The following is a 23,678-nucleotide window of genomic DNA, read 5'->3' on the forward strand; positions in this document are numbered from 1 at the left end:
CCTAGAGGATCGAGCGCCTGGTCAGCACGCGGAACGCGGCGAAGCCGGGCACGATCGGCAGCCAGAAGGTGCACACGCGGTAGAGCAGGACGGCAGCGAGCGCTGGCCCGGACGGCACGCCGATCCCGGTCAGCGAGGCGAGGAGGACGGCCTCGACGACGCCCACACCACCGGGCGTCGGCGCGGCCGTCGCCACCGCGCCCGCGGTCAGCGAGACGAGCGCGACGGCGACGAAGGTCGTCGAGTCGACCCCCATCGCCCGTACCGAGAAGTAGAGCGCGAACGCGTAGCCCAGCGGCAGCAGCGAGACGCCGAGCAGCAGCGTGACGAGCTTGACCGGGCTGGACACGACGATGCGCATCGCGTCGACGGACGAGCGGACCGCGGGCACGAGCCACGACCGCAGCAGACGGCGGACGCGAGGGACGGCCAGCGCGATGCCCGCCAGGACCAGGACGCCGGCGACGACCGCGAGGACGACCTCGAGGGGTGGGAGCTTGTGCAGCTCGTCGGTCAGGGCGCCCGTCGAGCCCGCGATCACCGCGAACGTCGAGAGCAGGACCAGGTGGACCACGAGGACCGCGGTCTCCTTGGCGGCGCTCGACGACACGGCGACGGGGGTGGCGAACCCGCGCTTCTGCAGGTACCGGATGTTCAGGCCCACCTGCCCGACGCCCGGCGGGGAGAAGGTCGCGACGAACGACGACGCGAGCGCGACGCTCGCGGCCTCACCCACGGGTACGCGGCCCGGGGTGCCGCCGGCAAGGCCGAGCGCTGCGCCGACGTACGTTGCGGCGCTCGCCAGCAGGACGGCGCCCGCCCACCACGGGTCGGCGCCGCCGAGCGCCTCGACCGAGCGCGGGATGTCGGCGAACTGGGGTGCCAGGAAGTAGACGGCGATCGCGAGGAACGCGGCCGCGACCAGCGTCCTGGGCTTGAACCGGGCGACGGCCTGGAAGTCCGGCTCCTCGGCACCCGTGACGCGTCGGACCTCGTCGACGAGCGGAGCGATGCCGCCTGCCGCCTTGACCGCGGCGCGCGTCCGGTTGGACAGGCTCCCGGGTGCGAGCCGGGGCAGCGCGCGCACGAGTGCGTCGTCGCCGAGCGTGCGGCTCGCGGCGGCGACGGCCCGCTCGGCGCCCACGACCGCGAAGGTCGCGGCGAGCAGCGCGGACACGTCCCACGCGAGCAGCGCCGAGGTCGCCGCGGGCTGGCCGTGGTCCAGGTCCACCACCCAGACGTCTCCGGCGTCGTCGATGGCGAGCCGCGTGAGGTCGAGCTCGCGGTGCGCGATCCCCGCGTCGTGCAGCCGGGCCACCTGCGACCATGCCCCGTCGAGCACGTCGTCGGAGAGGTCGTCGAGGTCGCTGAGCAGCACCGCGTCGACGGCGTCCACCGCGAGCAGCGACTCGCCGCGGGGAGCGGTCGCGACGGCCCGCACGGTCGGCACACGGACGTCGCGCGAGGCCGCGAGCAGCAGGGTCATCGCCTCGGTGGTCACCAGCCGCAGCGGGTCGGGGTCGACCGTCGCCTCGCCGACGTCGCGCCACCGCAGCCGCCGGTAGGCCTGGTCGAGTCGGGCGGTGCCCCATCCGTGCTCCTCGAGCACCCGGATGTCGACCGGTCCGTCGTCGGCGCGACCGCGGAACGTCCAGCGGACCTCGTCGCGCTGCTCGGGCACGTCGGCGAGGGTGAGGCCGGACTCGGCGAGCGTCGCGCGTGCACCGTGCGGCGTGAGCTGCCCGGCCGTCCGGCCGAGCGCGATCATGATGGCGGAGCCGACGACGCCGCCGACCCCGATCGCCAGGACCACGTCGATCGGCGCGGACGCGCTGGTCACCACGCGCAGCACGATGAGCAGCCCGAGCAGGAACCAGACCGCCCGCCGCCAGGGTCGTCGCAGGCTCGCCGTCGTGGTCACGGCCAGCGCCGTGCAGCCGGCCAGCACGCCGGTGGGCGGCCAGGACACCTTGGTCAGGTCGACGGCGTCCTCGACGTCGACCGCCGACGACGGCACCTGCGGGAGGAGCTGGACCAGCCAGAACGCCAGCGGAGCGAGGGACAGGGCCAGCGCTCCCCGCGCCAGCAGCGCGAACCGCCGCATGATCAGCAGGACGATCGGGGTGACGACGAGCACGGAGATGTAGGTGACCTGGACGAGCACCAGGACCACCTCGAACACCGACCGGGGCAGCCTGCCGATGCCGTGCTGCACGTCGTCGGCGATCCCGCCCGCCGTCGATCCGGCGATCGTCGCGAAGAGAAGGCCCGCGACGAAGACGATGAGCCAGCCGAAGCCCGCGCGCGCGTCGCGGAAGCTGCGCCGGTGCCGCACGTCGACGTAGAGCGGCGGCGCCACGGGGGCGTCGGCCTTCGTCGTGAGCGTCACGCGGGTCACGGTATCCGGACGGGTTGTCCGCGGCGCGCGGTCAGGGCCGGGGTGCCGGGACCTCCGCCACCTCAGGCGGTCAGCTCGCGCGGGTACACGATCACGTCGACCAGCGCGCCGTTGCGCCAGACGGTGATCTCGATCCGCCGGTCGATCGCGTCCTCGACCATGAGCTTCTGCACCGCCGTCGTCGTGACCACGCGGTTCCCGTCCAGCTCGACCACCATGTCGCCGCGGTGCAGCCCGGCCAGCGCCGCCGGGGAGCCGGCCGAGACGCCGGCGACCATCAGACCCTGCGGGGAGCCCAGGCGTTCGGCGAGGTGCGGCGGCAGGGGTGCCTGGGTCCCCGCGATGCCGAGCCACGCCCGCCGGACGCGGCCGCGCGTCATGAGCGTCGTGATGATCTCGCGGGTCGTCGCGTTGATCGGCACGGCCAGCCCGACGCCGATCCCCGCGACGGCGGTGTTGACCCCGACCATCCGGCCCGCGCTGTCGGCCAGCACGCCGCCGCTGTTGCCGGGGTTCAGCGCGGCGTCGGTCTGGACGACCTCGTCGATGACGCGCCCCGTCCCTGTCGGCAGCGAGCGTCCGAGCGCGGAGACGATGCCCGCGGTGACGCTCCCCGCCAGGCCGAGCGGGTTCCCGAGCGCGATGACGAGCTGCCCGACGCGCAGGTGTGCGGCGTCCCCGAACGGCACCGGTGGGGGTGTGTCTCCGCGGGCGTGCAGCACGGCGAGGTCGGAGAGCGGGTCGCGGCCGACGACGTCCGCCGTGACCGTGGTCCCGTCGGCGAACGACGCGTCGGCCTTGTCGGCGCCGGCCACGACGTGCGCGCTGGTGAGCAGGTAGCCGTCGGTCGTGATCACGCTCGCGCTGCCGGCACCACCGCCGCGCGCGGTGCGCACGCTCAGGCTCGCGACGCTCGGCAGCACCTTCTCCGCCACCGAGACGACCGCTCGGGAGTACGCGTCGAGCGCCTCGTCGTCCGTCATGGTTGCTACAGCCCGACGGGGTCCGCGGATATGCCGGTGTTCGCCTTGGGCGTCACTCCTGGGCAGGCGAGCCGGCCCACATCGACGGTCGCAGCTCTGCCGGGCTGCCGGGACCGGCGAACTGGGCAGCGATCTCGACCGCGCGCTCGTGGCTCGCCACGTCGATGTGGAAGAAGCCCGCGAGCTGCTCGGTGGTCTCGACGAACGGCCCCTCCGTCACGGCGGTCCGCCAGCGGAAGATCGTCGAGGTGGTGGGCGCGGCCAGCGCCTCGGCGCCGAGCAGCTCGCCCCGCTCGTGCATGTCGGTGAGCAGGGATTCGAACCGGCGGTCCATGTCGGCGTGCTCCTCGCCGGTCAGCGACCTGCCCTCCGCGGTGAAGTGCGAGGTCGGGTGGTCCCACGGCTCGGGGTTGGCGTGGATGAGGATGACGTACTTCACGGCGGTCTCCTTCGGTCGGTCCGGTGCCCCCATGACGTGCGGGCGAGCCGTCGCTCGACATCCTTCGCCGCATGTCGGAAACGGCGGCGTCATACGGGGCATGCACGATGGCGGACATGCGGCTCCTCGTGCACAACGCGCTCATCATCCCGGTGTCCGACGCCGGCCCGTCGTGGTTCGCGGGCTGGTTCCTCGTCGGCGACGACGGCCGGGTCGCGGCCATCGGTCCCGGCGAGCCCGATGCCTCCCTGCTGGCGCAGAAGGACGGCGGCGGGCTGCGGCTGCTCGACGTCGGCGGTGCTCTCGTGGCGCCCGGGTTCGTGTCCGCGCACAGCCACCTGTTCACCTCGGGCATGCGCGGGATCTCGCCCGGCTCGACCCTCTACCCGTGGGTCATGTCGATGGTCGAGGTGCTCGACAAGTGCGAGCCGGACGACGTCTACTGGTCGACCCTGCACGGCGCCCTGGACTTCCTGGCCAACGGCGTGACGAGCGCCTACAACTTCATGCACCCGCGCGTGACCTGGCGCTACGACCCCGTGACGGCGTCCCCGGTGCTCGGCCGGATCGCGCCCGTGGAGTTCGCGACGAGGCAGATGGACGGCGCCGCCGACGCGGGGCTGCGCGTGATGAACGCGATCCGGCTGAACGACGAGGCCGGCCCCGAGGACGAGGTCGTCGGGGTGTTCGGGGACATGGTGGCGGAGTCCGGTCTGAGGACGCCTGCCGACCAGCACCTCGGTGCGTCCGTCATGGGGGCCGTGCAGTGGGCGTCGGCGCCGCGGTCAGCCGAGCTCGAGGTCGCGATGATGCGCACGCACGGGATCAGCAACCAGGCGCACTTCGTCGAGACCGCCGAAGGCATCGACACGCAGCGCGAGAAGTTCGCCTGGTACGACGACGCCGGCGCGTTCGGGCCCGACTTCCTGTTCGGGCACTTCGTGCACCCGACCGACGAGATGGTCTCCCGGGTCGCCTCGACGGGGTGCGGGGTCGTGTGGCAGGCGACGTCGAACGGGCGGCTCGGGTCCGGGTTCGCCGACGTGGTGCGGTTCCAGAAGGCCGGGATCCCGGTCGGGATGGGTCTCGACGACCAGTCGTGCACCGACATCTCGGACCCCTGGGGCAACATGCGGATCGGCCTCTACACGACCCGCGCGATGTACACCGACGCCTCCGTGATGATGCCCGCCGACATCCTGCGGCTGCACACGCTCGGGTCCGCCGAGGTGCTCGGGGTCGCCGACCGGATCGGGTCGCTCGAGGTGGGCAAGATGGCGGACTTCGTCGTCGTCGACCACCGCGCGCCCGACACCGGACCGGTCTGGGACATCCTCGCCACCTACGTCCTGGCGTGCGGGCTGCGGAACCTCAAGCAGGTGTACGTGGGCGGGGTGCTGGTCAGCGAGGAGGGACGCTCCACGTCGCCGCTGGCCGCGAGGGCGTCCGGCGAGCTGCGGTCGCGGATGACCGCCGCCGCGTTCCGCTGGGGTCGCGAGCTGCCACTCACGGCCCTCGAGGCGCGCCTCCAGTGACAGGTGTGTCAGGCGTCCTCGTCGCGACCGTGGTGCAGGTCGCCGCACTCGACCTCGGTGACACCGTGCGTCCTCAGGTACGGGCGCGCACCGCGGTCGCCGGCCAGGGTCTCGCTCAGGGCCTTCCAGTGGGCTCTTCCCACGAGGACGGGGTGGCCGGGGCGGCCCTCGTAGGTCGCCTGGCGGAGGGAGTCCTCGAGGCTCTCGCTCGGGATCAGGCGGCTGACGACGGATCCCGGGGTCCCCGGCAGATCCACGAGCGTGATCAGGACGGCGTCGCCGGTCGCGTGCGCCAGGCCCTCCCTCAGCGACGCGCCCATGCCCTCGGACCAGTCCGTCGCCACGCGGACCTCGACGCGCGCGTCGCTCGGCACCAGGTTCCGGGCCTCGTCGGCACCCGCACCGAGGACGACCACCACGCGCGCACAGCCCGCGTCGAGGAGCAGACGCGTCGCACCGTCCAGCCAGTCGGGTACCAGCGCCTTCGGTCCGCCGTGGCGGGTGCCCGCGCCCGCGGCGAGCACGATCCCGCTCATGACTGGCATGGTGCGTACCGTGCCACGAAGGTGGGGTCATGATCCAGGACGGTCCTGAGACGCGCTCCCGGCTCGAGACCGCGCTCCACGTCTCGCGCTGGGTGTCCGAGGTCGCCTCGGGGTGTCCCTACGACTCGCTCCCGGACCTGCTCGGTGTGGCCGACCTGGCCGCGCGGTCGCTGTCCGCCGCGGAGATCGAGGAGGCGCTCGCGTCCCACCCGCGGATCGGGTCTCAGGGGTCGGGGGCCTCCGCCGCGCTCAGCCGGTCGGAGCAGGCCGCCTCAGCCACCGAGGACCCCGTCCTGGTCGGTGCGATGGCGGCCGGCAACGCCGCCTACGAGGAGCGGTTCGGCCGCATCTTCCTCATCCGCGCCGCCGGACGCTCGCGCCCCGAGATCCTTGCCGAGCTGCAGCGGCGGTTGACCCTGTCGCCCGCCGACGAGGAGCGCGTCGTTGCCGACCAGCTCCGCCAGATCGCACTGCTGCGGCTGGAGACCTTGTTCGCCCCGGAGGAGTCCTGATGAGCCAGCTGACCACGCACGTCCTCGACATCGCTCTCGGCCGGCCCGCCGTCGGCGTGCCCGTCGTCCTGTCGGCGCTCGTCTCGGGGGAGTGGACCCTCGTGGGCACCGGAACCACCGACGACGACGGTCGGGCGAAGGGCCTCTCGGCCGACTCGGTGCCGGTCGGCACCTACCGGTTCGTGTTCGACACGGCCGCCTACTTCGCCGCGACCGAGCGCGCGTCGTTCCTGCCGGAGGTGGTGGTCGTGTTCGACGTCGTGGACGACACCCACTACCACGTGCCCCTGCTGCTGAGCCCGTTCGCGTACTCGACCTACCGGGGGAGCTGAGGCGGCCCTAGTACTCGACCTTGGTGGGCCGGGCCAGCCAGGCGTCCATGGGTTCGCTGGTGGTCGGGACACGGTTGCCGATGACCGGCATGGGCCACGTGGCGCGGTCGGCGGCGAACAGGTCGTAGAAGACGCTGTCGTCGAAGCCGGCACGGGTGGCGTCGTCGCGGTCGGCGGCGTAGACGACCCGGTCGGCACGCGACCAGAGGCAGGCGGCGAGGCACAGGGGGCACGGCTCGCAGGAGGTGTAGACGGTGGCGCCGGCCAGCGAGAAGTCGCCGATCGCCCTGCATGCTGCGCGGATGGCCTGGACCTCGGCGTGGGCGGTGGGGTCGTTGTCGCGCGTGACGCGGTTCTGCCCGGTGCCGATCACGACGCCGTCGCGGACCACGACCGCGCCGAACGGCCCGCCGCCGTCGGCGACGTTCGCGGTCGCCAGGGCGACCGCCTCGGTGAGCCAGCGCTCGTCGTCCGGGGTTGTCATCGGGCACCGACCGAACGCAGGGTGGCGAGCTCGGGCGTGGTCACGGGGCGCCGATCGAGCGCGTCCAGGCGGCCTCGGCGGGGGCGGCGCCCTCGCGGATGATGGCCGCTTCGATCAGGCCGTAGGGGCGGTCGGCGGCCCAGAAGACCTCGCCGGGGTTCTCGAGGCCGAACGGGCGCAGGTCCGACAGGAAGTGGTGCTTGTTGGGCGCGGCGAACCGGACCTCGACCACCTCGGGGACCTGCTCGATGACCTGCGTGCCCATGTGCCACAGCGTCTGCTGGAGGGCGAGCGAGTGCAAGGTCGCGAAGGCGGAGAGCATGATCGCGCGGACTTCTGCGTAGGTGGCGTCGAAGTCGAGGTCGGTGCCGGCGTAGCGCCACTGGGCGATCAGGGACGTGGCGAGGATTCTGTCGCTCGTCTCCTGCAGGGTCGTGTACTCGTCCTTGAGGAACCCGGTGAACTCCGAGCCGGTCGACTTCAGGACCGTCAGGTCCTTGAGGCCGGCGATGACCGTCGTGGTGCCGTCGTCGACCGTGACCGACGCGGTCCGGACCTCCTGGCCGCTGCGGACCCAGGTGTGGTCGTGCTCGGCGCCGTCGACGATCGCCCGGACCCACGCGTACTCCTGGACGTCGACCCTGGCCCCGGTGACCGGCGCGATGTCGTGGACGAAGTGCTCGGCGAGCAGGATGCCGAAGCGCTCGGGCGACTCGACCCCGTGCTCCTTGGCGTACGCGAACGCCATGTTCTTCTGCGTGTCGGTCGGCAGGACCGCGGACTGGTCGCCGGTGAGGTACGCGGCCTCGAAGTCGCCGCGCAGCGCGGATGAGACGTTGAGGTCGCGGATCTCGTGCCGAGGCGTGTCGCGAACGATCCGGACGACGCGCGTCTCGGCCTTGCCGTACTGGTGGGACTGCAGTCGGGCCGTCATGTCGGCAGTCTGCTCCGATCAGATGACGGTCGCGTTTCCGCAGGACAACGGGCGTGCGCGCTCACCCGGGCAGCTCGCTGCGCGACCAGACCGAGGCCGTGAGCCGGTACTCGCGACGATGGCTCACCGACTCCGGGTCGCCGGTCCAGAACGTGAGGCTCGTCGGGCGGACCAGGAATCCGACCCAGGTCGGCGGGGGATCGAGCACCGGGTGGATGGTCCCGAAGTCGGCCCACTCGGCACGCCGCTCGTCGGGCGGGAGCTGCGCGACGGCCGCCGTGTTCACCCACGCGAGCCGCTGCAGGTACGGCGACCGGTCGGCGTACGCACGGTCGGTCTCCGCACGGTCGGCCCGCTCGGCGACGCCGCGGACCACGAGCTGGCGCATCGCCTCGGGCCAGCGCAGGACGAGGGCCGCGCCCGGGCGGGAGTCGAGCTGGGCGACCTTGCGCGACGCCGAGTCGGTGTGGAGGTAGAGGCCGTCGCGGTCGTACTCGCTGAGCAGGAGCGAGCGGGCGTCGGGTGCACCGGACTCGTCGACCGTCGCGAGCGTCATCACCGGCCGGTCGGGGTCGTCGTTGTCGGGCAGCCAGTCCTGGAGCAGCTGCCAGGCCTCGTCGGGGACCCGCGGGATCACACGGTCACCGCGCACGTCGGGGTCATGCTCGCGGAAGGTGCGTGAACGACGCGATCTCGGTGAGCACGTCGACGGCGCGACGGACCGAGGCGTCGAAGAGGACCTCGCCGGCCGCGGCCGAGGCGCCGGTCGGGTCGCCGATGACGCCGTCGGGGCCGAAGTCGTTGCTCAGCCAGCCGAACTGCGCGGTCGTGCCGTTGAAGCCGAGGTGGGTCATCCCCGCGATGTGGGTCGGGACCTTGCGGCGCGCCCGGCTCATGTCGACGAGGTCGGGGCGCAGGTGCAGGACGAGCGACGTCTCGCCGTAGCCGGCGTGGATGCCCAGGCCGTGCTCGTCGGGCTCGTCACCACCGCCGGCGCCGGCGATCTGCATGCCGGCGGGCATCGAGAACGTCAGCAGGCCGTGGAGCCGGCGGATCTCGCGGAGCGCGACCCCGAGCAGCGCCGTGTTGCCGCCGTGACCGTTGAGGAACACGAGCCGGCGGGCGGGGGTGGCGGCGACCGAGCGGCCGATGTCGACGAGCGTGGACATCAGGGTGCTCGCGCTGACCCACATGGTCCCCGACGCCCACGAGTGCTCGTCGGACTTGGTGTAGGTGAGCGTGGGCAGCTGCCAGACGTCGAGACCGGACCCGGCGGCCTGTGCGATCGCGGCCGTGGCGACGCTCTCGGCGATCAGGGAGTCGGTGATCAGGGGCAGGTGGGGGCCGTGGTGCTCCATGGCGCCGGTGGGGACGACGACGACCGAGTCGGGGCCCAGGACGCGCGCGGTGGCGGGACCGGACAGCTCGGCGAGGAGGCGGCTCATCGGATCGCGCCCTTGCGCGGGCCGGCGTAGGAGGGGTTGAGCTTGCCGGGGTTGAGCAGGCCCGCCGGGTCGGTGACGGCGGCGAGGGCGACGGTGCGCTCGACCTCGAAGTCGACGTTCCACTGGTGCGGGTTGTGGACCCCGACGCCGAGCTCTCCGAGCGCGGCGATCACGGTCGCGAGGCGCTCGGGACCCTCGTAGACGCCCGCGAGCATGCCGATCGGGACGGTGTGCCCGGCCTCGAGGTGCAGGAGCCCGCCGGGGATCGTGGCCTGGACCTCGTCGAGCCGGTCGACCAGCGCGTCGCCGGCGACCTCGAGGTGCACGTAGGTGCCGGGGTCGGACTTCTGCAGCCACTCGATGGGGTGGTTGTAGGAGAGCACGGAGAGCTTGAGCGACGCCTGGGGTCCGTCGCGAAGGTCCTCGACGACGCCGCCGGCCTCGGTCACCAGAGCCGTGGCGGCGTCGATGGATGCGGGGTCGAGGATGGCGCGCAGGCTCGCCCGACCGGGCGGCAGGGCGTCGTCGGGCGGGAGCGCCTCGGCGATCGACGGGTGGTCGGCCGAGACCAGGCGCGGCGCGGGGGAGAGCCGGCCGATCTCGCGCAGGACCTGGAACGCGGTGTGCTGGTCGTCGAAGGACGCGTAGAACCCGCGCCAGTCCTGCAGCGGCTCGAGCCGGACGGTGACGCGGGCGAGGATGCCGGCGGTGCCGTAGTTGTGGACGTAGGCCTGGGCGTCAGGACCCTCGACGTGGACGAGCGACGCACCGCCGGAGGGGTGCACCACGTCCAGCGCGACGACGAATCCCTCGTGGTTGGCGCCGTGCACGATGGTGCCGGTGCCGCCCGATCCGCCGGACAGGAACCCACCGATCGTCGATTGCGCGGTGGACGGGTACATCCACAGCTCCTGGCCGCTCTCGCGGACGGCGGCCTCGATGGCGACCATCGTCGCGCCGGCCTCGGCGGTGACCCAGCCGTCGCCGATCTCCACGATCGCGCGGGCGCGGGTGAGGTCGAGGACGAGCCCGCCGGGCATGGGGATCGCCTGGCCGTAGTTGCCGGTGCCCTTGCCGCGTGGTGTGACCGGCACGCCGTGCGACACGGCGGCCGCGACGCACGAGGCGATCTGGGCCGCGCTCGTCGGGAAGGCCACGACGTCGGCGAGGCCGAGCGGCAGGAGCTCGAGGATGACGGGGGACATCTTGGCGCCGTCGACGCTCGCGCGTTCGCGGACGCGCAGGTCGGTGGTGACGCCGTCGTCGCCGAGGATGCTGCGCAGGTCGGCGGTCAGGGCCTCGAGCGCGGTGGTGGTCTGCACAGGTGGTGCCTCCGAGCGGTGGGAAGAGCGAGACGGCGGCGGGCACGGCTGGAGCCGGTGCCGGTCCAGGAACTTGTTGGTGAACAGGTCCGCGGGGGCGAGCCCGGACTTCGGGGGTGCACCGGCCTCGGTGTAGATGGGGCTGAGGATGTCGATGACCGACTGGATGCGGGCCTCGTCGATGTCGCCGACGTAGGCGTTGTCGCCGTTGGACGCGATCTCGAGCTTCTTCATCTGCTCGACGGCGAAGTCGGCGACGCCCTGGGAGTAGACCCAGCCGTTGTTGTACTGGTCGACGAGGTCGAGGATCAGCGCGTTCGTCGTGGACGGGTCGTTGATGTAGTCGACGTCGGCCTGCTGCATGACGGGCACCAGCTTCTCGAGGCAGGGCGTCAGGCTCTCGAGGTCGCCGGAGCGGACCGACATGGCCTCCGGGTAGATCGGGAAGCCGGTGTCGTGGATGGTCTCCAGCGTCACGGGCTTGCCCCAGGCCGGGACCTCGTTCTCGTAGATGTACGGCTCGGCGGTGGCGAAGCCCTGCTGGGCGTCCTTGCCGCCGGCGGCGACGAAGTTGGCCGGGGTGCCGTCGTAGCTGCCGTCCGTGACGGACTCGTCGAGGATCCCCGAGCCGATCAGGTAGCTCATGTACGCGGCGCCGTTGAAGTACCGGATCACGCCGCCGGACTCCTTGAGCGCGGCACCCAGGCTCTTGATGTCGGTGACGTCGGGGTAGGTCTCCGGGTCCCACATGACCATCATCGGAGACTTGTCGTTCTCGGCGAACACCGCCGTCGTGGGGAACTTGTCGGAGAGCTGGACGGCCTCGTCGGTGGAGACGTAGCCGAGGGTGATGTCCTTGTCGGTGTACATCTGGGCCGAGGCCTGCGTGAAGCCGATCGCCGGGCCGCCCGCGCGAACCTCGATCTTGACGCCGGTGGGCTTGCCGCCCGCGACGAGGTCGCCGGTCACGGTCTTCTGGTTGGCGTCGACCGTGTAGCCGGGCCCGACGAGCTCGTAGAGGTGACCGTGGTCGGCCTCCGGGTTCCAGTCGGTCTGCACGACGACGGTGGCCGGACAGACGTCGGACAGGTCGATCCCGCCGGCGGCCGCGGTGGCCGCCGTGGTTGCGTCGCTGTCCCCGGAACCGTCTGCGCACGCGGCGAGCCCGAAGGTGGTCAGCAGGATCCCAGCGGTTGCGGCGACGACGGTGCGGTTCGGTGTGCGCATGGTGCTCTCTTTCGGTTGTCGGTCATGCCAACGGCCGCGGGGGTGGCCGAGACGCGGTTGTACAGAAGGGTCAGGAGAAGTCGTACCAACGGCCGACGACGGCCCTGCCGAGCAGGCCGAAGACGACGAACACCGTCACGCCGAGCAGGGAGGCGACGATGATCGCGGCGTAGAGGTCGGGGCCCTGGAGGCGATTGGCGTAGAGCTGGATGAGGACGCCGAGGCCCGGGTTGCCGCGCTGGAAGAACTGGTCGCCGACGACGGCGCCGACCACCGCGAGCCCGGCGGAGGTACGCAGGCCGACGAAGATCGAGGGCAGCGCCGCGGGGAACTGGAGCTTCATGAGCATCGTCGCGCGGCTCACGCCCTGGAGCTGGAACAGCTCGCGCTGCTGCTTGGCCACCGACTGCAGGCCGAACAGGGTCATCGCGACGAGCGGGAAGAGCGCGATCAGGACCGTGACGATGACGCGGGCCTGGAAGTTGTAGCCGAACAGGATCCCGATCAGGGGGACGAGGGCGAGGATCGGGATGCACTGCAGGACCACCGCGTAAGGGAAGAGCGACCGTTCGATCCAGGTGGCCTGCGACATGAGGACGGCCCACGCGACGCCGATGACGATGGCGATCGCCAGGCCGGTCATCGCGACCTCGGTGCTGTGCAGCAGTGCCGTCATGAGCACCTGGAACTCGCCCGGCGCGAACATCGCCTGGACGACCTGGTGCGGGTACGGCACGAAGTAGGGCAGGCCGCGCTGGGCGTAGTAGTACGCGAGGGCGTACCAGAGTCCGATCATCAGGATGAAGACGACGACCGGTCCCAGCCAGGAGATGGTCGAGCGCTTGCGGCGGCGGGGCGCGACCGGCGTGACCGCACGGGCTCCGGAGGCGACCTCGCTGTCGATCGTGGTGGCAGCCATCAGCTGTGCGCCTCCTTCAGGGCGTGGGAGACCTCGCCGACGACCTCGATGAACTCGGGGGAGTAGCGGATGTCGGGGTCGCGGGGCATGGGGAACGGGATGTCGAACGACTTCACGAGGCGCCCGGGGCGGCCCGACATGACGACGACCTTGGTGGAGAGGTAGACGGCCTCGGCCACCGAGTGCGTGATGAACAGACCCGCGAAGTGCTGCTCGCTGAACAGCTTGAGCAGCTCGTCCTGAAGGCGGCCGCGCGTGATCTCGTCGAGCGCGCCGAAGGGCTCGTCGAACAGGAACAGCTCGGGGTCGAGCGTGAACGAGCGGGCCAGCGACGCGCGCATCTTCATGCCGCCGGACAGCTGCTTGGGCAGGTGGCTCTCGAAGCCGTCGAGCCCGACGAGGTGGATCGCCTCGCGCGCCTTCTCCCGACGGATCTTGGGCCCGCGGCCCTTCAGCTCGGCGAGCAGCTCGACGTTGCCGAGCACGTTGCGCCAGGGCAGGAGCGTCGCGTCCTGGAAGACGTAGGCGATGTGGTCGGTGGCGAGCGTGACCTTGCCGGCGCTGGCCGTCTCCAGGCCGGAGGCGATCCGCAGCAGCGTGGACTTGCCGCAGCCCGAGGGGCCGACGACGGAGACGAACTCGCCGCGGCCGACCGTGAGGTCCACCCCCGAGAGTGCGACCGTGCCGCCGGGGAACGTCATCGCGACGTCCTCGAACCCGAGGAGGGGCAGCACCTCCGTGGGCGGCGTGTCCAGGGTGGTGGTGGGTGTCGTCGTGGACACGGTCACCTCGCTTCGGGGTAGGTGGGCAGGAGCGCCGGGGCGGCGACCTGGGTGTGCGTCTCGCTGGCGGCGACGAGCCGTCCGTCGTGGATGACGTAGCGGTCGAGGTTCGCGGTGGCCACGACCCCGACGAGGTCGGTGCCGCGGACGGCGAGCAGCTCGGCGCGGGCGCCCGGCTCGACGGCCGCGACGGGCAGGCCCATGACGTCGCGCGCGCCGGTGCTGACCGCGGCGTACGCCTCGTCGACCGACAGGTGCCCGGCGACGACCAGGAGCATCGCGGTCTCGAGCGCGTCGCTGCGGCCGAGCGGGTTGAACGGGTCGCGCACGTTGTCGGCGCCGGCCGCGAACCGCACCCCCGCGTCGACCAGGGCGCGCACGGCGGTCAGCCCGCGCGGTGGTGCGACGTCGTCGTCCCAGCCCTGCAGGTAGAGGTTGGTGATCGGGTTGGCGATGATCCCGACGTCCGCGGCGAGCACGTCGGCGATGACCTCGTCGCGACGCGGCCCGTCCAGCGTGCCGAGTCGGACGCAGTGCCCGGCGCTGACCGGCGAGTCCCAGCCGACGACCGCACGTGCGAGCACGTCGAGCGTGACCTCGCAGTCGAGGCTCTCGTCGGTGTGGATGTCGACGCCGACCCCCGCCAGGCGGGCGATCTCGAGCAGCCGCGCCAGCTCGGTGAGCGCGTCCGGCGCGAGGTGCGGTGCCCCGCCGACGAGGTCGACGCCCGCGGCGAGCGCGGCCTCGTGGTCCTGCGTGGGGGTCAGGTAGCCGCCGAGCGTCACGAGCTCCAGGTCGAGCAGCCCGCTCAGCTCCTCGCGGACCCGCAGCAGGGCGTGGACGCCGCGCAGCGGGTCGGGGCCGGGCAGGAGGTCGACGTGGCTGCGGATCGCGGTGGTGCCGTGCGCGAGCATCGTGAGCGCCTGGGATCGGGCCCGGCCGGCGATCTCGTCGACCGTCATCTGCTCCGAGTGCGCGTGCCACGAGTCGATCGCGAGCCGGAGGTCGCCCATCGGCGGCCGGATCGCGTCCCACGAGAGCGCCTTGTCGAGGTGCGCGTGCGGGTCTGCGGGCGCCGGGAGCAGCAGGAAGCCGTCGAGCTCGAGGGTCGAGTCCGGGTCGCCGGGGCCGAGCGTGCCTCCCGGGACGACCGCCTCGACGACGGCGCCGTCGAGCCGGACGTCCACCACCGAGCCGTCGGCGAGGCGTGCGTGGAGCAGCCTCTCGATGGGGCGGGGCAGGACGGTGATCGCGGGCCTCCAGTCGGGGAGCGCGTGGCTCACCCGGGCGGGTGCGCCGTCGCGGGGGTCTATATCTACTGCTGGGTACGCACGCTAGGTACCTGCCGTTTCTCGTGTGTAACGAGAGTGGTCCTTCCACGTCACGGTGTTTGCGCTGCTGTTAACACGAGCCTCGTACGGTGACTCGAACGAGATCTGTCGGGTGTGCAGGAGGACCTACGTGAGCGTGTTCAGCGACATCCAGCGGCCGGTGGTGGTGCGTGCCCGGACCGTGCTCGCCGACGGTGTGCTGGCGCTCGACCTGGAGCCGACGAACGGCCGGCCGCTGCCGCCGTGGACGCCCGGCTCGCACATCGACCTGCTGCTGCCCGGGGGTGTGGAGCGGCAGTACTCGCTGTGCGGCGACCCCGCGGACCGGTCGTCCTACCGCGTGGCGGTGCTGCGTGAGGCCGACGGTCGCGGCGGGTCGGCGTACGTGCACGACGAGCTCGCGGTCGGGGACACGCTGCGGCTGCGCGGCCCGCGCAACCACTTCACGTTCGACCCGGTCGCCGACGAGCCGACGGTGTTCGTCGCGGGCGGGATCGGGATCACCCCGCTGCTGTCGATGATCGCGGCCGCCGACGCGGTCGGGGCGGACTGGTCCCTGCACTACGCCGGGCGCTCGCGGGCGACCATGGCATTCCTCGACGACCTCGTCGGGAGCCCGCGGGTGCAGGTGTACCCGGGCGACGAGGGGTCCCGGCTGGCGATCGACGCGCTGGCGACCGGACCGGCCGGGCGGGTGTTCTGCTGCGGGCCGCGGCGGCTGCTCGATGCCGTCGACGCGGTGTCGACGGACGGCTGGACCGTGCACGCCGAACGGTTCGAGGCCCGTGAGTTCGGGCCGCCCGTGTGGTCCGACCCGTTCGAGATCGAGCTGGCGATCAGCGGGTCGACGCTCACCGTGGAGCCGGGGCAGAGCATCCTCGACGTCGTCGAGGACAGCGGCGCGGTCGTCGTGTCCTCGTGTCGTGTGGGCACGTGCGGCAGCTGCGAGACGCCGGTGCTGGAGGGGGCGGTCGAGCACCGCGACTCCGTGATCGGACCCGGGGGGCCGAGCCAGACCATGATGATCTGCGTCTCGCGCGCCGCCGGGCCGAGCCTGGTGCTCGAGCTGTGAGGCCTGGTTCAGCGTCCGACGCGGCGCCGCACGTCGGCCACGACCGTCGCCTCGTCGGCGGTCTGCAGCTCGTAGTCGCGGACGACCACACGGCCGCCGACGACGACGTGCCGCGGCCGCCGTCCCGGCGCGGCCCAGAGCAGCCCCTCGACGGGATCGGCGACGCCCGCGTCGGCCACCCCGGACACGTCCCACACGCACAGGTCCGCGGCCGCGCCGTCGCGCAGGTGACCGAGCTCGGGGCGCCCGAGCCCCGCGGCGGACCCGGCGGTGGCCATGCCGAGCACCTCGCGCGCGGTCAGCGGCCTGCCGACGAGCGGGGCCACCTGCATCGCCAGGCGAGCGTCGGCCAGCAGGTGGCCGGCGTCGTTGCTGCCGCCCCCGCTGGTGCCCAGGCCGACCGCGACGCCCGCGTCCCGCAGGGCGGCGACCGGCGCGATGCCCCAGCCCATCGGCAGGTCGCAGCCCGGGGCGTGGGTGGCCGTCGCGCCGGATGCGGCGATGCGGTCGAGCTCGTCGTCGGTGATCCCGCACAGGTGCGCCAGCGTCACGTCCGGCGCGAGCCAGCCCCACTCGTCGAGCAGGTCCAGGGGGCGCCGGCCGTAGCGCTCCAGCGCGATCGCGACGTCGACCTGCTCGTTCGCCTGGGTCCGCCGGCGCAGGCCGTACCGCTGCGCGACCTCGCCCAGCAGCCGGAACGTCTCGGGGGAGTCGCTGTGCACCCCGGCCGGCCCGACGGCGAGCTGGAGCAGGTCGGTCTGCGCGACGCGCTCCGCGATGAGCGACGCCGAGATCGCCGCCGCCTCCGGGTCGTCGCGGGCGCTGCCCCGCACGAAGACGAGCCGCGCCCCGAGTCGCTGCGCCGCCTGCACGGTGCCGAGCGCGATCTCGAGCGACCTCTCGGGGTCCGCCGGCCACGTGAGGTGGTGGTCGGCCACGGTGGTCACGCCGCTCAGCAGGGCCTCGGCCAGCCCCGCCGCCGCCGCGACGGTGCTCAGCTCGCCGTCGACGCCGGCCTCGGCGTAGGCCGCGGCCATCGTCGGCAGCCATTGCGCCATGGGGACGCCGCGGGTGCCGGGCAGGGTGCGGAACGCCGTCTGGAGCAGGTGGTGGTGCGCGTTCACGAGGCCGGGGGTGACGACGCAGCCGTCGACGTCGAGGCGTTCGCCGGGTCCGGGGCTCGCGCTCACGACGCCGTCGAGGACGTGCAGGTCGCCGCTCGTCTCGGTGGACTCGTCGATCACGATCGCGCGGGCGCCGGTCAGTGTCAGCATGGAGGCCTTGCTAGCACCTGCACGTGTCGGGGAGGTGACCTGGATGCTCGAGATCGCTGACCGGCTGCTGGCCCGCCTCAACGACGGCCACCGCGTCGCCGTCGCGACCGTCATCTCCATGACCGGCAGCGGACCGACCGTCGTCGGCACGTCCATGGCCGTCGACGACACCGGCGCGGCCATCGGGAGCGTCGCCGGCGGGTGCGTCGAGGGTGCCCTGTACGAGCTGTGCGCGTCCGTCCTCGCGGGTTCTGCGCCGGGCGTCCAGGAGTACGGCGTCACCGACGAGGACGCGTTCGCGGTGGGTCTGACCTGCGGCGGCGTGCTCCGGGTGCACGCGCGCGAGCTCGGCCCGGCGGACGTGCCCGCGCTCGCGGCTGCCGCGCGCGGGTCGGCTGCGCGCGTGGTGACACCGCTCGTCGGAGAGCTGCCGACGGACCGCGAGCTGCCCGACCGCACCGGCATCGTGCGGTTCGCGGGACCGGAGGGCGGTGTCGAGGTGTTCGTCGAGGTCGCGTCCGCGCCCGACCGGATGGTGATCTACGGCGCGCTGGAGTTCTCGGCCGCACTCGCCTCCGCCGCGCGGGCCGTCGGGTACCGCGTGACCGTCTGCGACGCGCGCGCGGTGCTCGCGACCTCTCGTCGGCACCCGGCGGCCGACGAGGTCGTCGTCGACTGGCCCGTCCGGCACCTGGCCTCGCTGATGCTGGGACCACGGGACGTCGTGGCGGTCATGTCCCACGACGACCGCTACGACGCGGAGCTCGTCCTCGCCGCCCTGCGCGGCGGCGCGGGCTACGTGGGCGCGATGGGCTCGCGGCGCACCCAGGACCGGCGGACCGTGGCGCTGGTCGAGCTCGGCGCGACGACCGACGACCTCGCCCGCCTGCACGCCCCGATCGGCCTCGACATCGGCGCCTCGACCCCCGCGGAGACGGCGGTCTCGGTGCTCGCGGAGGTCCTGGCGTCCCGCGCGGGCGCGTCCGGCACCCCGCTGAGCCGCACGGTCGGCCCGATCCACCGCCCGGCCGACTCCCACGCCCCGGAACGGGCACCGGCCGAGTAGCCCACCTGCAGCGTCCGCGCTTGCGGTCGCCATGGCGCTCGCTTACGCGGACGTTGCGGGTGTTGAAGGTGCAGCGTCCGCGCTCGTGGTCGCTATAGCGCTCGCTTGCTCGGACGTTGCGGGGACAGCTAGCGCTGCTGGGCGAGGCGCCAGAGGCGGTCGGCGGACATGGGCAGCTCGGTGGGGCGGATGCCGAGGGCGTCGCGGACGGCGTTGGCCAGGGCCGGGGCGACCGGGTTGTAGGGCGCCTCGCTCATGGACTTGGCGCCGAGGGGGCCCAGGTCGTCGGTGGTCTGCGCGAACAGCACCTCGGTGGGCGGAAGGTCGATCATCTGCGGCACGTGGTAGGCGCGGAACGAGGCGGTGGTCACGCGGCCCTCGTCGTCGAGCCGGACCTCCTCGAACAGCGCGGTACCGATGGCCTGGCCGACGCCGCCCTCGACCTGGCCGCGCAGCTGTTCGGGGTGCAGGACGGTGCCCGCGTCGACGGCCTGGACGGAGCGCAGGATGGTCACCGAGCCCGACTCCGGGTCGACGGCCACCCGGAACGCGTGCACGTTGAACGCGACCGACCGCGGGGACCCGTCGTGGTTCCCGCTGCCGGTGAGGCCGGGTACCGCGGCGGCGATCTCGGTCAGCGGCACGCCCTCGGCGGAGTCGACGTCGAGTGCCGACGACCAGCTCCGCGGCTCGTCGGAGGGGTGCTCGCGCAGGGCAGCGGCCGCAGCGAGGACCTTGCCGCGCAGCTGCAGGGCGGCGCGGTGCAGGGCGAGGCCGGCGACGACCGTCCCGGCGGAGGCGAACGCACCGGTGTCGTACCCGGAGACGTCGGTGTCGGACTGCCTGATGACGACGCGGTCGACGGTCGTGCCCAGGGCCGTCGCGACGAGCTGCCCGTGCACCGTCGTCGTCCCGTTGCCGAACTCCGTGGTGCCGACGCGCGCCTCGTAGCGGCCGTCGTCCAGGAGCCGGACCGAGGCCTCGGCGTAGTGGCCGCGCGGAGCGATCGTCGCGATCATCGCGATGGCCATCCCCTCGCCGACCACGGACCCGGGCGGGGCGGGCGGGTCGCCGGACCGGTCGGCGAGCGCGGCCTGCGCGAGATCGAGGCACTGGTCGAGCCCGTACGAGTGCATGTCGAGGTCGTCGACCTCGTCGGCGTCGGTCACCAGCAGGTGGTCGCCGGGCACGACGACGTTGCGCCGCCGCAGCTCGAAGGGGTCGAGACCGACCTCGCGCGCGAGCTCGTCCATCGCTGACTCGATCGCGAACTGGACCTGCCCGAGCCCGTACCCGCGGAACGCTCCGGCCGGCATGGTGTGCGTGTAGACCGACTCCGCGTCGACGCGCTTGTTCGCGCAGCGGTACACCGACACCGACTCGCTGACCCCGTGGAACATGACGCCCGGACCGTGGTTGCCGTACGCGCCGGTGTTCGCGAGCACGTCGACCTGGAGGGCGGTCAGGACGCCGGAGTCGTCGCAGCCCACGTCCACGGTGACGCGGAACGGGTGCCGGCTGGGCACGACCGTGAACTCGTCGGAACGCGTCATCTCGTACTGCACGGGCCGCCCGGTCCGCAGCACCGCGAGCGCGACGAGGTCCTCGGTGAGCAGCTCCTGCTTGCCGCCGAACCCGCCGCCGACGCGTCCGGTCAGCACCCGGACCTGCGAGAGGTCGAGGTCGAAGAGGTGCGCGATCTCCTTGCGGGTCAGGTAGGGCACCTGGGTGCTGGTCCGCAGGACGAGCCGGCCCTCCTCGTCGAGCCAGCCGCGCGTCGCGTGGGTCTCGAGCGACGCGTGCGCGACCCGGCCCGTCCGCCAGGTCCCGTGCACGCGGTGCGCGGCCGCGGCCAGGCCGTCGGCGACGGAGCCCATCTCGTCGTGCTTCTGCGCGACGACGTTGCGCCCGGGCTCGGAGATGCGCGCCTCGGGTCCCTTGTCCCCGTGCACGAGCGGAGCGCCGGGCAGGCGCGCCTCCGAGGGGTCGAAGACCGCGGGAAGCACCTCGTACTCGACCTCGATCAGCGCGCGGGCGCGCTCGGCCTCGCGCAGGGTGTCCGCGACGACGACGGCCACCCGCTGTCCGCGGAAGCGGACCACGCGGTCGAGGACGAGGGTGTCGTCGGGGTCGTCGAGCCGGCTCTCGTGCCGCGCCGTCGAGAAGCGGTGCGTCGGGGAGTCCTCGTAGGTGAGCACGGCGAGCACGCCGGGTGCCCGCCGGGCCTCGTCGGCCGAGACGGCCACGATCCGCGCGTGCGCGTGCGGGCTGCCCAGCACGGCGAGGTGGGCGAGGTCGACGGCCGGCACGTCGAGCGTGTACGCCTCGTTCCCGGTGACGATCCGACGCGCCGCGGGTGCCCGCACCGACCGGCCCGCGTCCTGCCCGGCGAGTGGGTCGACCGTGTTCGACACCCCGCGGACCGCGTCGCAGATCGACCGGTACCCCGTGCACCGGCAGAGGTTCCCCTTGAGCGCACGGGCGGTCTCCTCGGTGACCTCGCCCGACAGCCCCAGGCCAGCGACCGTCGTCACGTAGCCGGCCGTGCAGAACCCGCACTGGAACGCGGCGGCGTCGACGAACGCCTGCTGCACCGCGTGCGGCTCGTCGACCGTCCCCAGCCCCGAGGCCGTGGTGACGGACCGGCCCGCGGCGCGGACCGCGGGCACCAGGCAGGAGTGCGTCGGTCGGCCGTCGAGCAGGACGGTGCACGCGCCGCAGTCGCCCGCGTCGCAGCCCTTCTTGACCTCGCTGTGCCCGTGCTCGCGCAGAAGCGTCCGCAGCACCTGCCCGGGTGCGGGGTCGACGTCGAGCGGCTCGCCGTTCACCTCGAGCCTCATGCGAGGTCCTCCCGCACCTGCGCGGCGAGGCGCAACGTCTGTGCCCGGCGCCAGTCCGGGGCGCCGTGCGGGTCGTCGTACCAGTCGTCGATCGTGTCGATCGCCTCGGCCAGCTCGCCGGGAGACGGGTACGACGAGAAGGCGAACCGCCGCGGTCGGGGCACGCCACCGGTGATCGTCGCGACGAGGCCGTCGCCGGACCGTCGCCCGACGACGATCGCTCCGGTCCGCCCGTGCCGCGTGAGGGCGGCGCGGGCGAACGACGCGGGAGAGGTGAGGACGTCGGGGACGATCGAGATCGAGCGCAGGACCTCACCGGGTGCCAACGACGTCGACCGCACGCCGGTCACCAGGTCGAGCACGGCGACCTCGGAGGTGCCCGTCGCCGTCCACACCGATGCCGTCGCGTCGAGCGCGACGGCCAACGTGGTCAGGGAGCCGGCGGGCAGCGCGAGGCAGATGTTGCCGCCCACCGTCGCCAGGTCCCAGATCTTCTCCGACATGACGAGCGACAGGAGGCAGTCCTGCACCAGGTGCTGCGAGCGCCAACCCGGCACCGGCGGCAGGTCCGCCAGCTGCCGCAGGGTGCACGTCGCGGCGATCGTGAGCCCGTCGCCCACCTCGAACGGCGGCCACCCCAGCGTCGTCAGGTCCACGAGCTCGCGCAGGTCGGGCTGCGGCTCCGAGAACAGCCAGGTGCCCCCGGCCAACGGCGCGCTGCCGGGGCCGAGCACCAGGTCAGCGCGGGTGCGCGGCGAGCGGATGTGGTCCAGCGACGTCAGGTCCATGTGGCTCCCGAGTGTGGCCTACCTCGATGACACGGACGTTACGCGCGGTAACCCCTCGGTGCGTCGACCCTCAGAAGGTGGCCGCTATGGCGTCGGCGAGCTCGGTCGGAAAGCTCAACGCCGCGAGGTGACCACCGGGGACGACGACCGGCTCGCGGCCCACGCGCTCTCGCGCGACGCGCTGCTGCAGCTCGAGCGGGAAGAGCCGGTCGTCGCGCCCGCTGATGACGGTGACCCGCTCGGGCCAGGACGTGAACCTGCACGCGTCGCCGAAGATCGTCTGCGTCTCGGGGGACGGGTGCTCGTTCATGTACGCGACGAGGTCGGCGGGGACGTCATGGTTGAAGTACACGTCGTCGTCGAACTCCGTGGTGTAGCCGCGCTCCTCGGCCGCCTTCACGAGGGCCTCGTGCGAGCCCACGTCGTCCCACCAGTCACCCGCCGTCTCGCCCGGCAGCGGGATCATCGCGTTGACGAACACGACGCCGCGGGTGGGCACGCGCTGCCAGACCAGCGGGGCGGTGAAKCCACCCATGGACTGCGCGACGAGCGTGACGTCGGTCCGGTCGCCGATCGCCGCGACGACGGTGTCGGCGTACGCCGGCAGGCCGCTGTCCTCGTCGGCAGCGGGCAGGTCGATCGCGAAGGCGTCGAACCCTCGGGCGCGCAGGTCGGACTCGACGAGGTGCCAGAGCCAGCCCTGGCCGCCTGCGCCGGGGATCAGGGCGATCGCGTCGTTCACGCCGTCCACGGTAGGCGAGGGCCTACCACGGTGCGACCCCCAGGTTCTCGTCCCACTGCCCGCCCGGTCCACAGCCGCCGGTGTACCCCTCGGGCATCTGGGGGTAGACCTCGACCCAGTACCGACGGGCGAGGACCTGCGCCTGCGCGGGGGTAGCGCCGAGGGCCTGCGCCATCCGGGCGTCCCGCTGCATGGCGGCGCACTCGGCCTGCGCCTCGTTGGTGATCCCGATCATGTGCATCGTCTCGTGGGTGAGCACGTGCACGGCGACGACCTGGTCCGGGCGTGGGTTCTTCTTGTCCGACGAGAGCCAGGACCGCAGGTCGGCGCAGACGCCGTACTTGATCAGGGTCGTGCGCTCGGGGACGCCGCCCGKCCCCCACTTCACGTAGCCGAGCTCGGTGCCCAGGTCGGTCCACGTCTCGCCGGAGGTCTGGCAGTGCACGCCGACCGGTCCGCCGGCGACCTGCGACGCGGCGCCCTCGAGCGTGCTCTCGAGCCGTGCGTGCAGCACGAGCGGCACCGCGCACCCGATCGCGACGGCGACGCAGAGACCCACGCTGATCTTCGGGAACGGCGCGATGCGGCCCAGCGCATCCACCCGGGTCAGCACCCAGCGCACGGACACCCCGGCCGCGAGGACGAGGAACCCGATCAGCACCGCGGTGAGGAACACACCTGGTGCATCGGCGCGTCAGGGCCGAACCT

Annotated in this window: 22 protein-coding genes; 5 read left to right on the forward strand and 17 right to left on the reverse strand. The window is 72.9% G+C overall.

Annotation, left to right across the window (positions count from 1 at the left end; all coding sequences use genetic code 11):
- Position 1: 1 nt before the first annotated feature.
- From AC1DZC_RS12475 to AC1DZC_RS12485, 3 genes are all read right to left on the reverse strand, one after another.
- The gene (locus AC1DZC_RS12475) at positions 2-2,389 is read right to left on the reverse strand and encodes a lysylphosphatidylglycerol synthase domain-containing protein (protein WP_477043493.1); all 2,388 of its coding nucleotides are present in this window, start codon (positions 2,387-2,389) and stop codon (positions 2-4) included.
- A 71-nt stretch (positions 2,390-2,460) separates the two neighbouring features.
- Positions 2,461-3,381 (reverse strand): S1C family serine protease, encoded by a 921-nt coding sequence (locus AC1DZC_RS12480; RefSeq protein WP_477038777.1) that lies wholly within the window; start codon positions 3,379-3,381, stop codon positions 2,461-2,463.
- A 52-nt stretch (positions 3,382-3,433) separates the two neighbouring features.
- Positions 3,434-3,820, reverse strand: a complete 387-nt coding sequence (locus AC1DZC_RS12485; protein ID WP_477038778.1) for a YciI family protein — start codon at positions 3,818-3,820, stop codon at positions 3,434-3,436.
- 116 nt (positions 3,821-3,936) lie between these two features.
- Between AC1DZC_RS12485 and AC1DZC_RS12490 the strand changes: the two genes are divergently transcribed.
- Positions 3,937-5,355, forward strand: coding sequence for an amidohydrolase family protein (locus AC1DZC_RS12490; protein WP_477043494.1), 1,419 nt, complete (start codon positions 3,937-3,939; stop codon positions 5,353-5,355).
- Between the two features lie 8 nt (positions 5,356-5,363).
- Here the strand turns inward: AC1DZC_RS12490 and AC1DZC_RS12495 are convergent, their stop codons facing one another.
- The gene (locus AC1DZC_RS12495) at positions 5,364-5,891 is read right to left on the reverse strand and encodes a nucleotidyltransferase family protein (protein WP_477043495.1); all 528 of its coding nucleotides are present in this window, start codon (positions 5,889-5,891) and stop codon (positions 5,364-5,366) included.
- Between the two features lie 38 nt (positions 5,892-5,929).
- On the opposite strand from AC1DZC_RS12495, the gene uraD reads away from it, so the two are divergent.
- Both uraD and uraH read left to right on the forward strand, forming a co-directional pair.
- The gene (gene uraD / locus AC1DZC_RS12500; RefSeq protein WP_477043496.1) at positions 5,930-6,412 is read left to right on the forward strand and encodes a 2-oxo-4-hydroxy-4-carboxy-5-ureidoimidazoline decarboxylase; all 483 of its coding nucleotides are present in this window, start codon (positions 5,930-5,932) and stop codon (positions 6,410-6,412) included.
- Positions 6,412-6,744 carry a hydroxyisourate hydrolase gene (uraH, locus tag AC1DZC_RS12505; protein ID WP_477038782.1) on the forward strand — a complete coding sequence of 111 codons (333 nt, stop codon included), beginning with the start codon at positions 6,412-6,414 and terminating at the stop codon, positions 6,742-6,744. The genes uraD and uraH overlap by 1 nt, the downstream gene beginning before the upstream one ends.
- A 7-nt stretch (positions 6,745-6,751) precedes the next feature.
- Here the strand turns inward: uraH and AC1DZC_RS12510 are convergent, their stop codons facing one another.
- The 8 genes from AC1DZC_RS12510 to AC1DZC_RS12545 form a co-directional block, all read right to left on the reverse strand.
- Positions 6,752-7,228, reverse strand: coding sequence for a nucleoside deaminase (locus AC1DZC_RS12510; protein ID WP_477043497.1), 477 nt, complete (start codon positions 7,226-7,228; stop codon positions 6,752-6,754).
- Between the two features lie 40 nt (positions 7,229-7,268).
- Complete coding sequence (gene pucL, locus AC1DZC_RS12515) at positions 7,269-8,162, reverse strand: factor-independent urate hydroxylase (protein WP_477043498.1); 894 nt, start codon at positions 8,160-8,162, stop codon at positions 7,269-7,271.
- Between the two features lie 61 nt (positions 8,163-8,223).
- Entirely contained in the window at positions 8,224-8,814 is a 591-nt protein-coding gene (locus tag AC1DZC_RS12520; protein WP_477043499.1) for a pyridoxine/pyridoxamine 5'-phosphate oxidase, read from the reverse strand.
- A 7-nt stretch (positions 8,815-8,821) separates the two neighbouring features.
- Positions 8,822-9,607 (reverse strand): creatininase family protein, encoded by a 786-nt coding sequence (locus tag AC1DZC_RS12525; protein ID WP_477043500.1) that lies wholly within the window; start codon positions 9,605-9,607, stop codon positions 8,822-8,824.
- On the reverse strand, positions 9,604-12,156 hold the full coding sequence (locus tag AC1DZC_RS12530; RefSeq protein WP_477043501.1) for an FAD-binding oxidoreductase: 2,553 nt from the start codon (positions 12,154-12,156) through the stop codon (positions 9,604-9,606). The genes AC1DZC_RS12525 and AC1DZC_RS12530 overlap by 4 nt, the downstream gene beginning before the upstream one ends.
- A gap of 70 nt (positions 12,157-12,226) precedes the next feature.
- Positions 12,227-13,075, reverse strand: a complete 849-nt coding sequence (locus AC1DZC_RS12535; RefSeq protein ID WP_477038788.1) for an ABC transporter permease — start codon at positions 13,073-13,075, stop codon at positions 12,227-12,229.
- On the reverse strand, positions 13,075-13,857 hold the full coding sequence (locus AC1DZC_RS12540) for an ABC transporter ATP-binding protein (protein WP_477038789.1): 783 nt from the start codon (positions 13,855-13,857) through the stop codon (positions 13,075-13,077). The genes AC1DZC_RS12535 and AC1DZC_RS12540 overlap by 1 nt, the downstream gene beginning before the upstream one ends.
- A 2-nt stretch (positions 13,858-13,859) precedes the next feature.
- Positions 13,860-15,140: an amidohydrolase family protein gene (locus AC1DZC_RS12545; protein WP_477043502.1), complete on the reverse strand. Its 1,281-nt coding sequence runs from the start codon at positions 15,138-15,140 to the stop codon at positions 13,860-13,862.
- A 178-nt stretch (positions 15,141-15,318) separates the two neighbouring features.
- Here AC1DZC_RS12545 and AC1DZC_RS12550 point away from each other — a divergent pair, with 178 nt between their 5' ends.
- Complete coding sequence (locus tag AC1DZC_RS12550) at positions 15,319-16,260, forward strand: PDR/VanB family oxidoreductase (RefSeq protein ID WP_477043503.1); 942 nt, start codon at positions 15,319-15,321, stop codon at positions 16,258-16,260.
- 8 nt (positions 16,261-16,268) lie between these two features.
- Here the strand turns inward: AC1DZC_RS12550 and AC1DZC_RS12555 are convergent, their stop codons facing one another.
- A complete protein-coding gene (locus tag AC1DZC_RS12555; RefSeq protein WP_477043504.1) occupies positions 16,269-17,534 on the reverse strand; it encodes an amidohydrolase family protein in 1,266 nt (421 codons plus the stop codon).
- 43 nt (positions 17,535-17,577) lie between these two features.
- Here AC1DZC_RS12555 and AC1DZC_RS12560 point away from each other — a divergent pair, with 43 nt between their 5' ends.
- Positions 17,578-18,600 carry an XdhC family protein gene (locus AC1DZC_RS12560; protein WP_477043505.1) on the forward strand — a complete coding sequence of 341 codons (1,023 nt, stop codon included), beginning with the start codon at positions 17,578-17,580 and terminating at the stop codon, positions 18,598-18,600.
- A gap of 128 nt (positions 18,601-18,728) precedes the next feature.
- Here the strand turns inward: AC1DZC_RS12560 and AC1DZC_RS12565 are convergent, their stop codons facing one another.
- The 4 genes from AC1DZC_RS12565 to AC1DZC_RS12580 all read right to left on the reverse strand — a co-directional run bounded on the left by AC1DZC_RS12565 (position 18,729) and on the right by AC1DZC_RS12580 (position 23,646).
- On the reverse strand, positions 18,729-21,440 hold the full coding sequence (locus AC1DZC_RS12565; protein ID WP_477043506.1) for a molybdopterin-dependent oxidoreductase: 2,712 nt from the start codon (positions 21,438-21,440) through the stop codon (positions 18,729-18,731).
- Positions 21,437-22,228, reverse strand: a complete 792-nt coding sequence (locus AC1DZC_RS12570) for an FAD binding domain-containing protein (RefSeq protein ID WP_477043507.1) — start codon at positions 22,226-22,228, stop codon at positions 21,437-21,439. Before AC1DZC_RS12570 ends, AC1DZC_RS12565 begins: the two co-directional genes overlap by 4 nt.
- A 70-nt stretch (positions 22,229-22,298) precedes the next feature.
- A complete protein-coding gene (locus tag AC1DZC_RS12575) occupies positions 22,299-22,970 on the reverse strand; it encodes an alpha/beta fold hydrolase (protein WP_477043508.1) in 672 nt (223 codons plus the stop codon).
- A 22-nt stretch (positions 22,971-22,992) separates the two neighbouring features.
- Positions 22,993-23,646, reverse strand: coding sequence for a hypothetical protein (locus AC1DZC_RS12580; protein WP_477043509.1), 654 nt, complete (start codon positions 23,644-23,646; stop codon positions 22,993-22,995).
- Positions 23,647-23,678: the final 32 nt, after the last annotated feature.

The sequence above is a fragment of the Cellulomonas sp. P2_B4 genome (genome assembly GCF_056404795.1).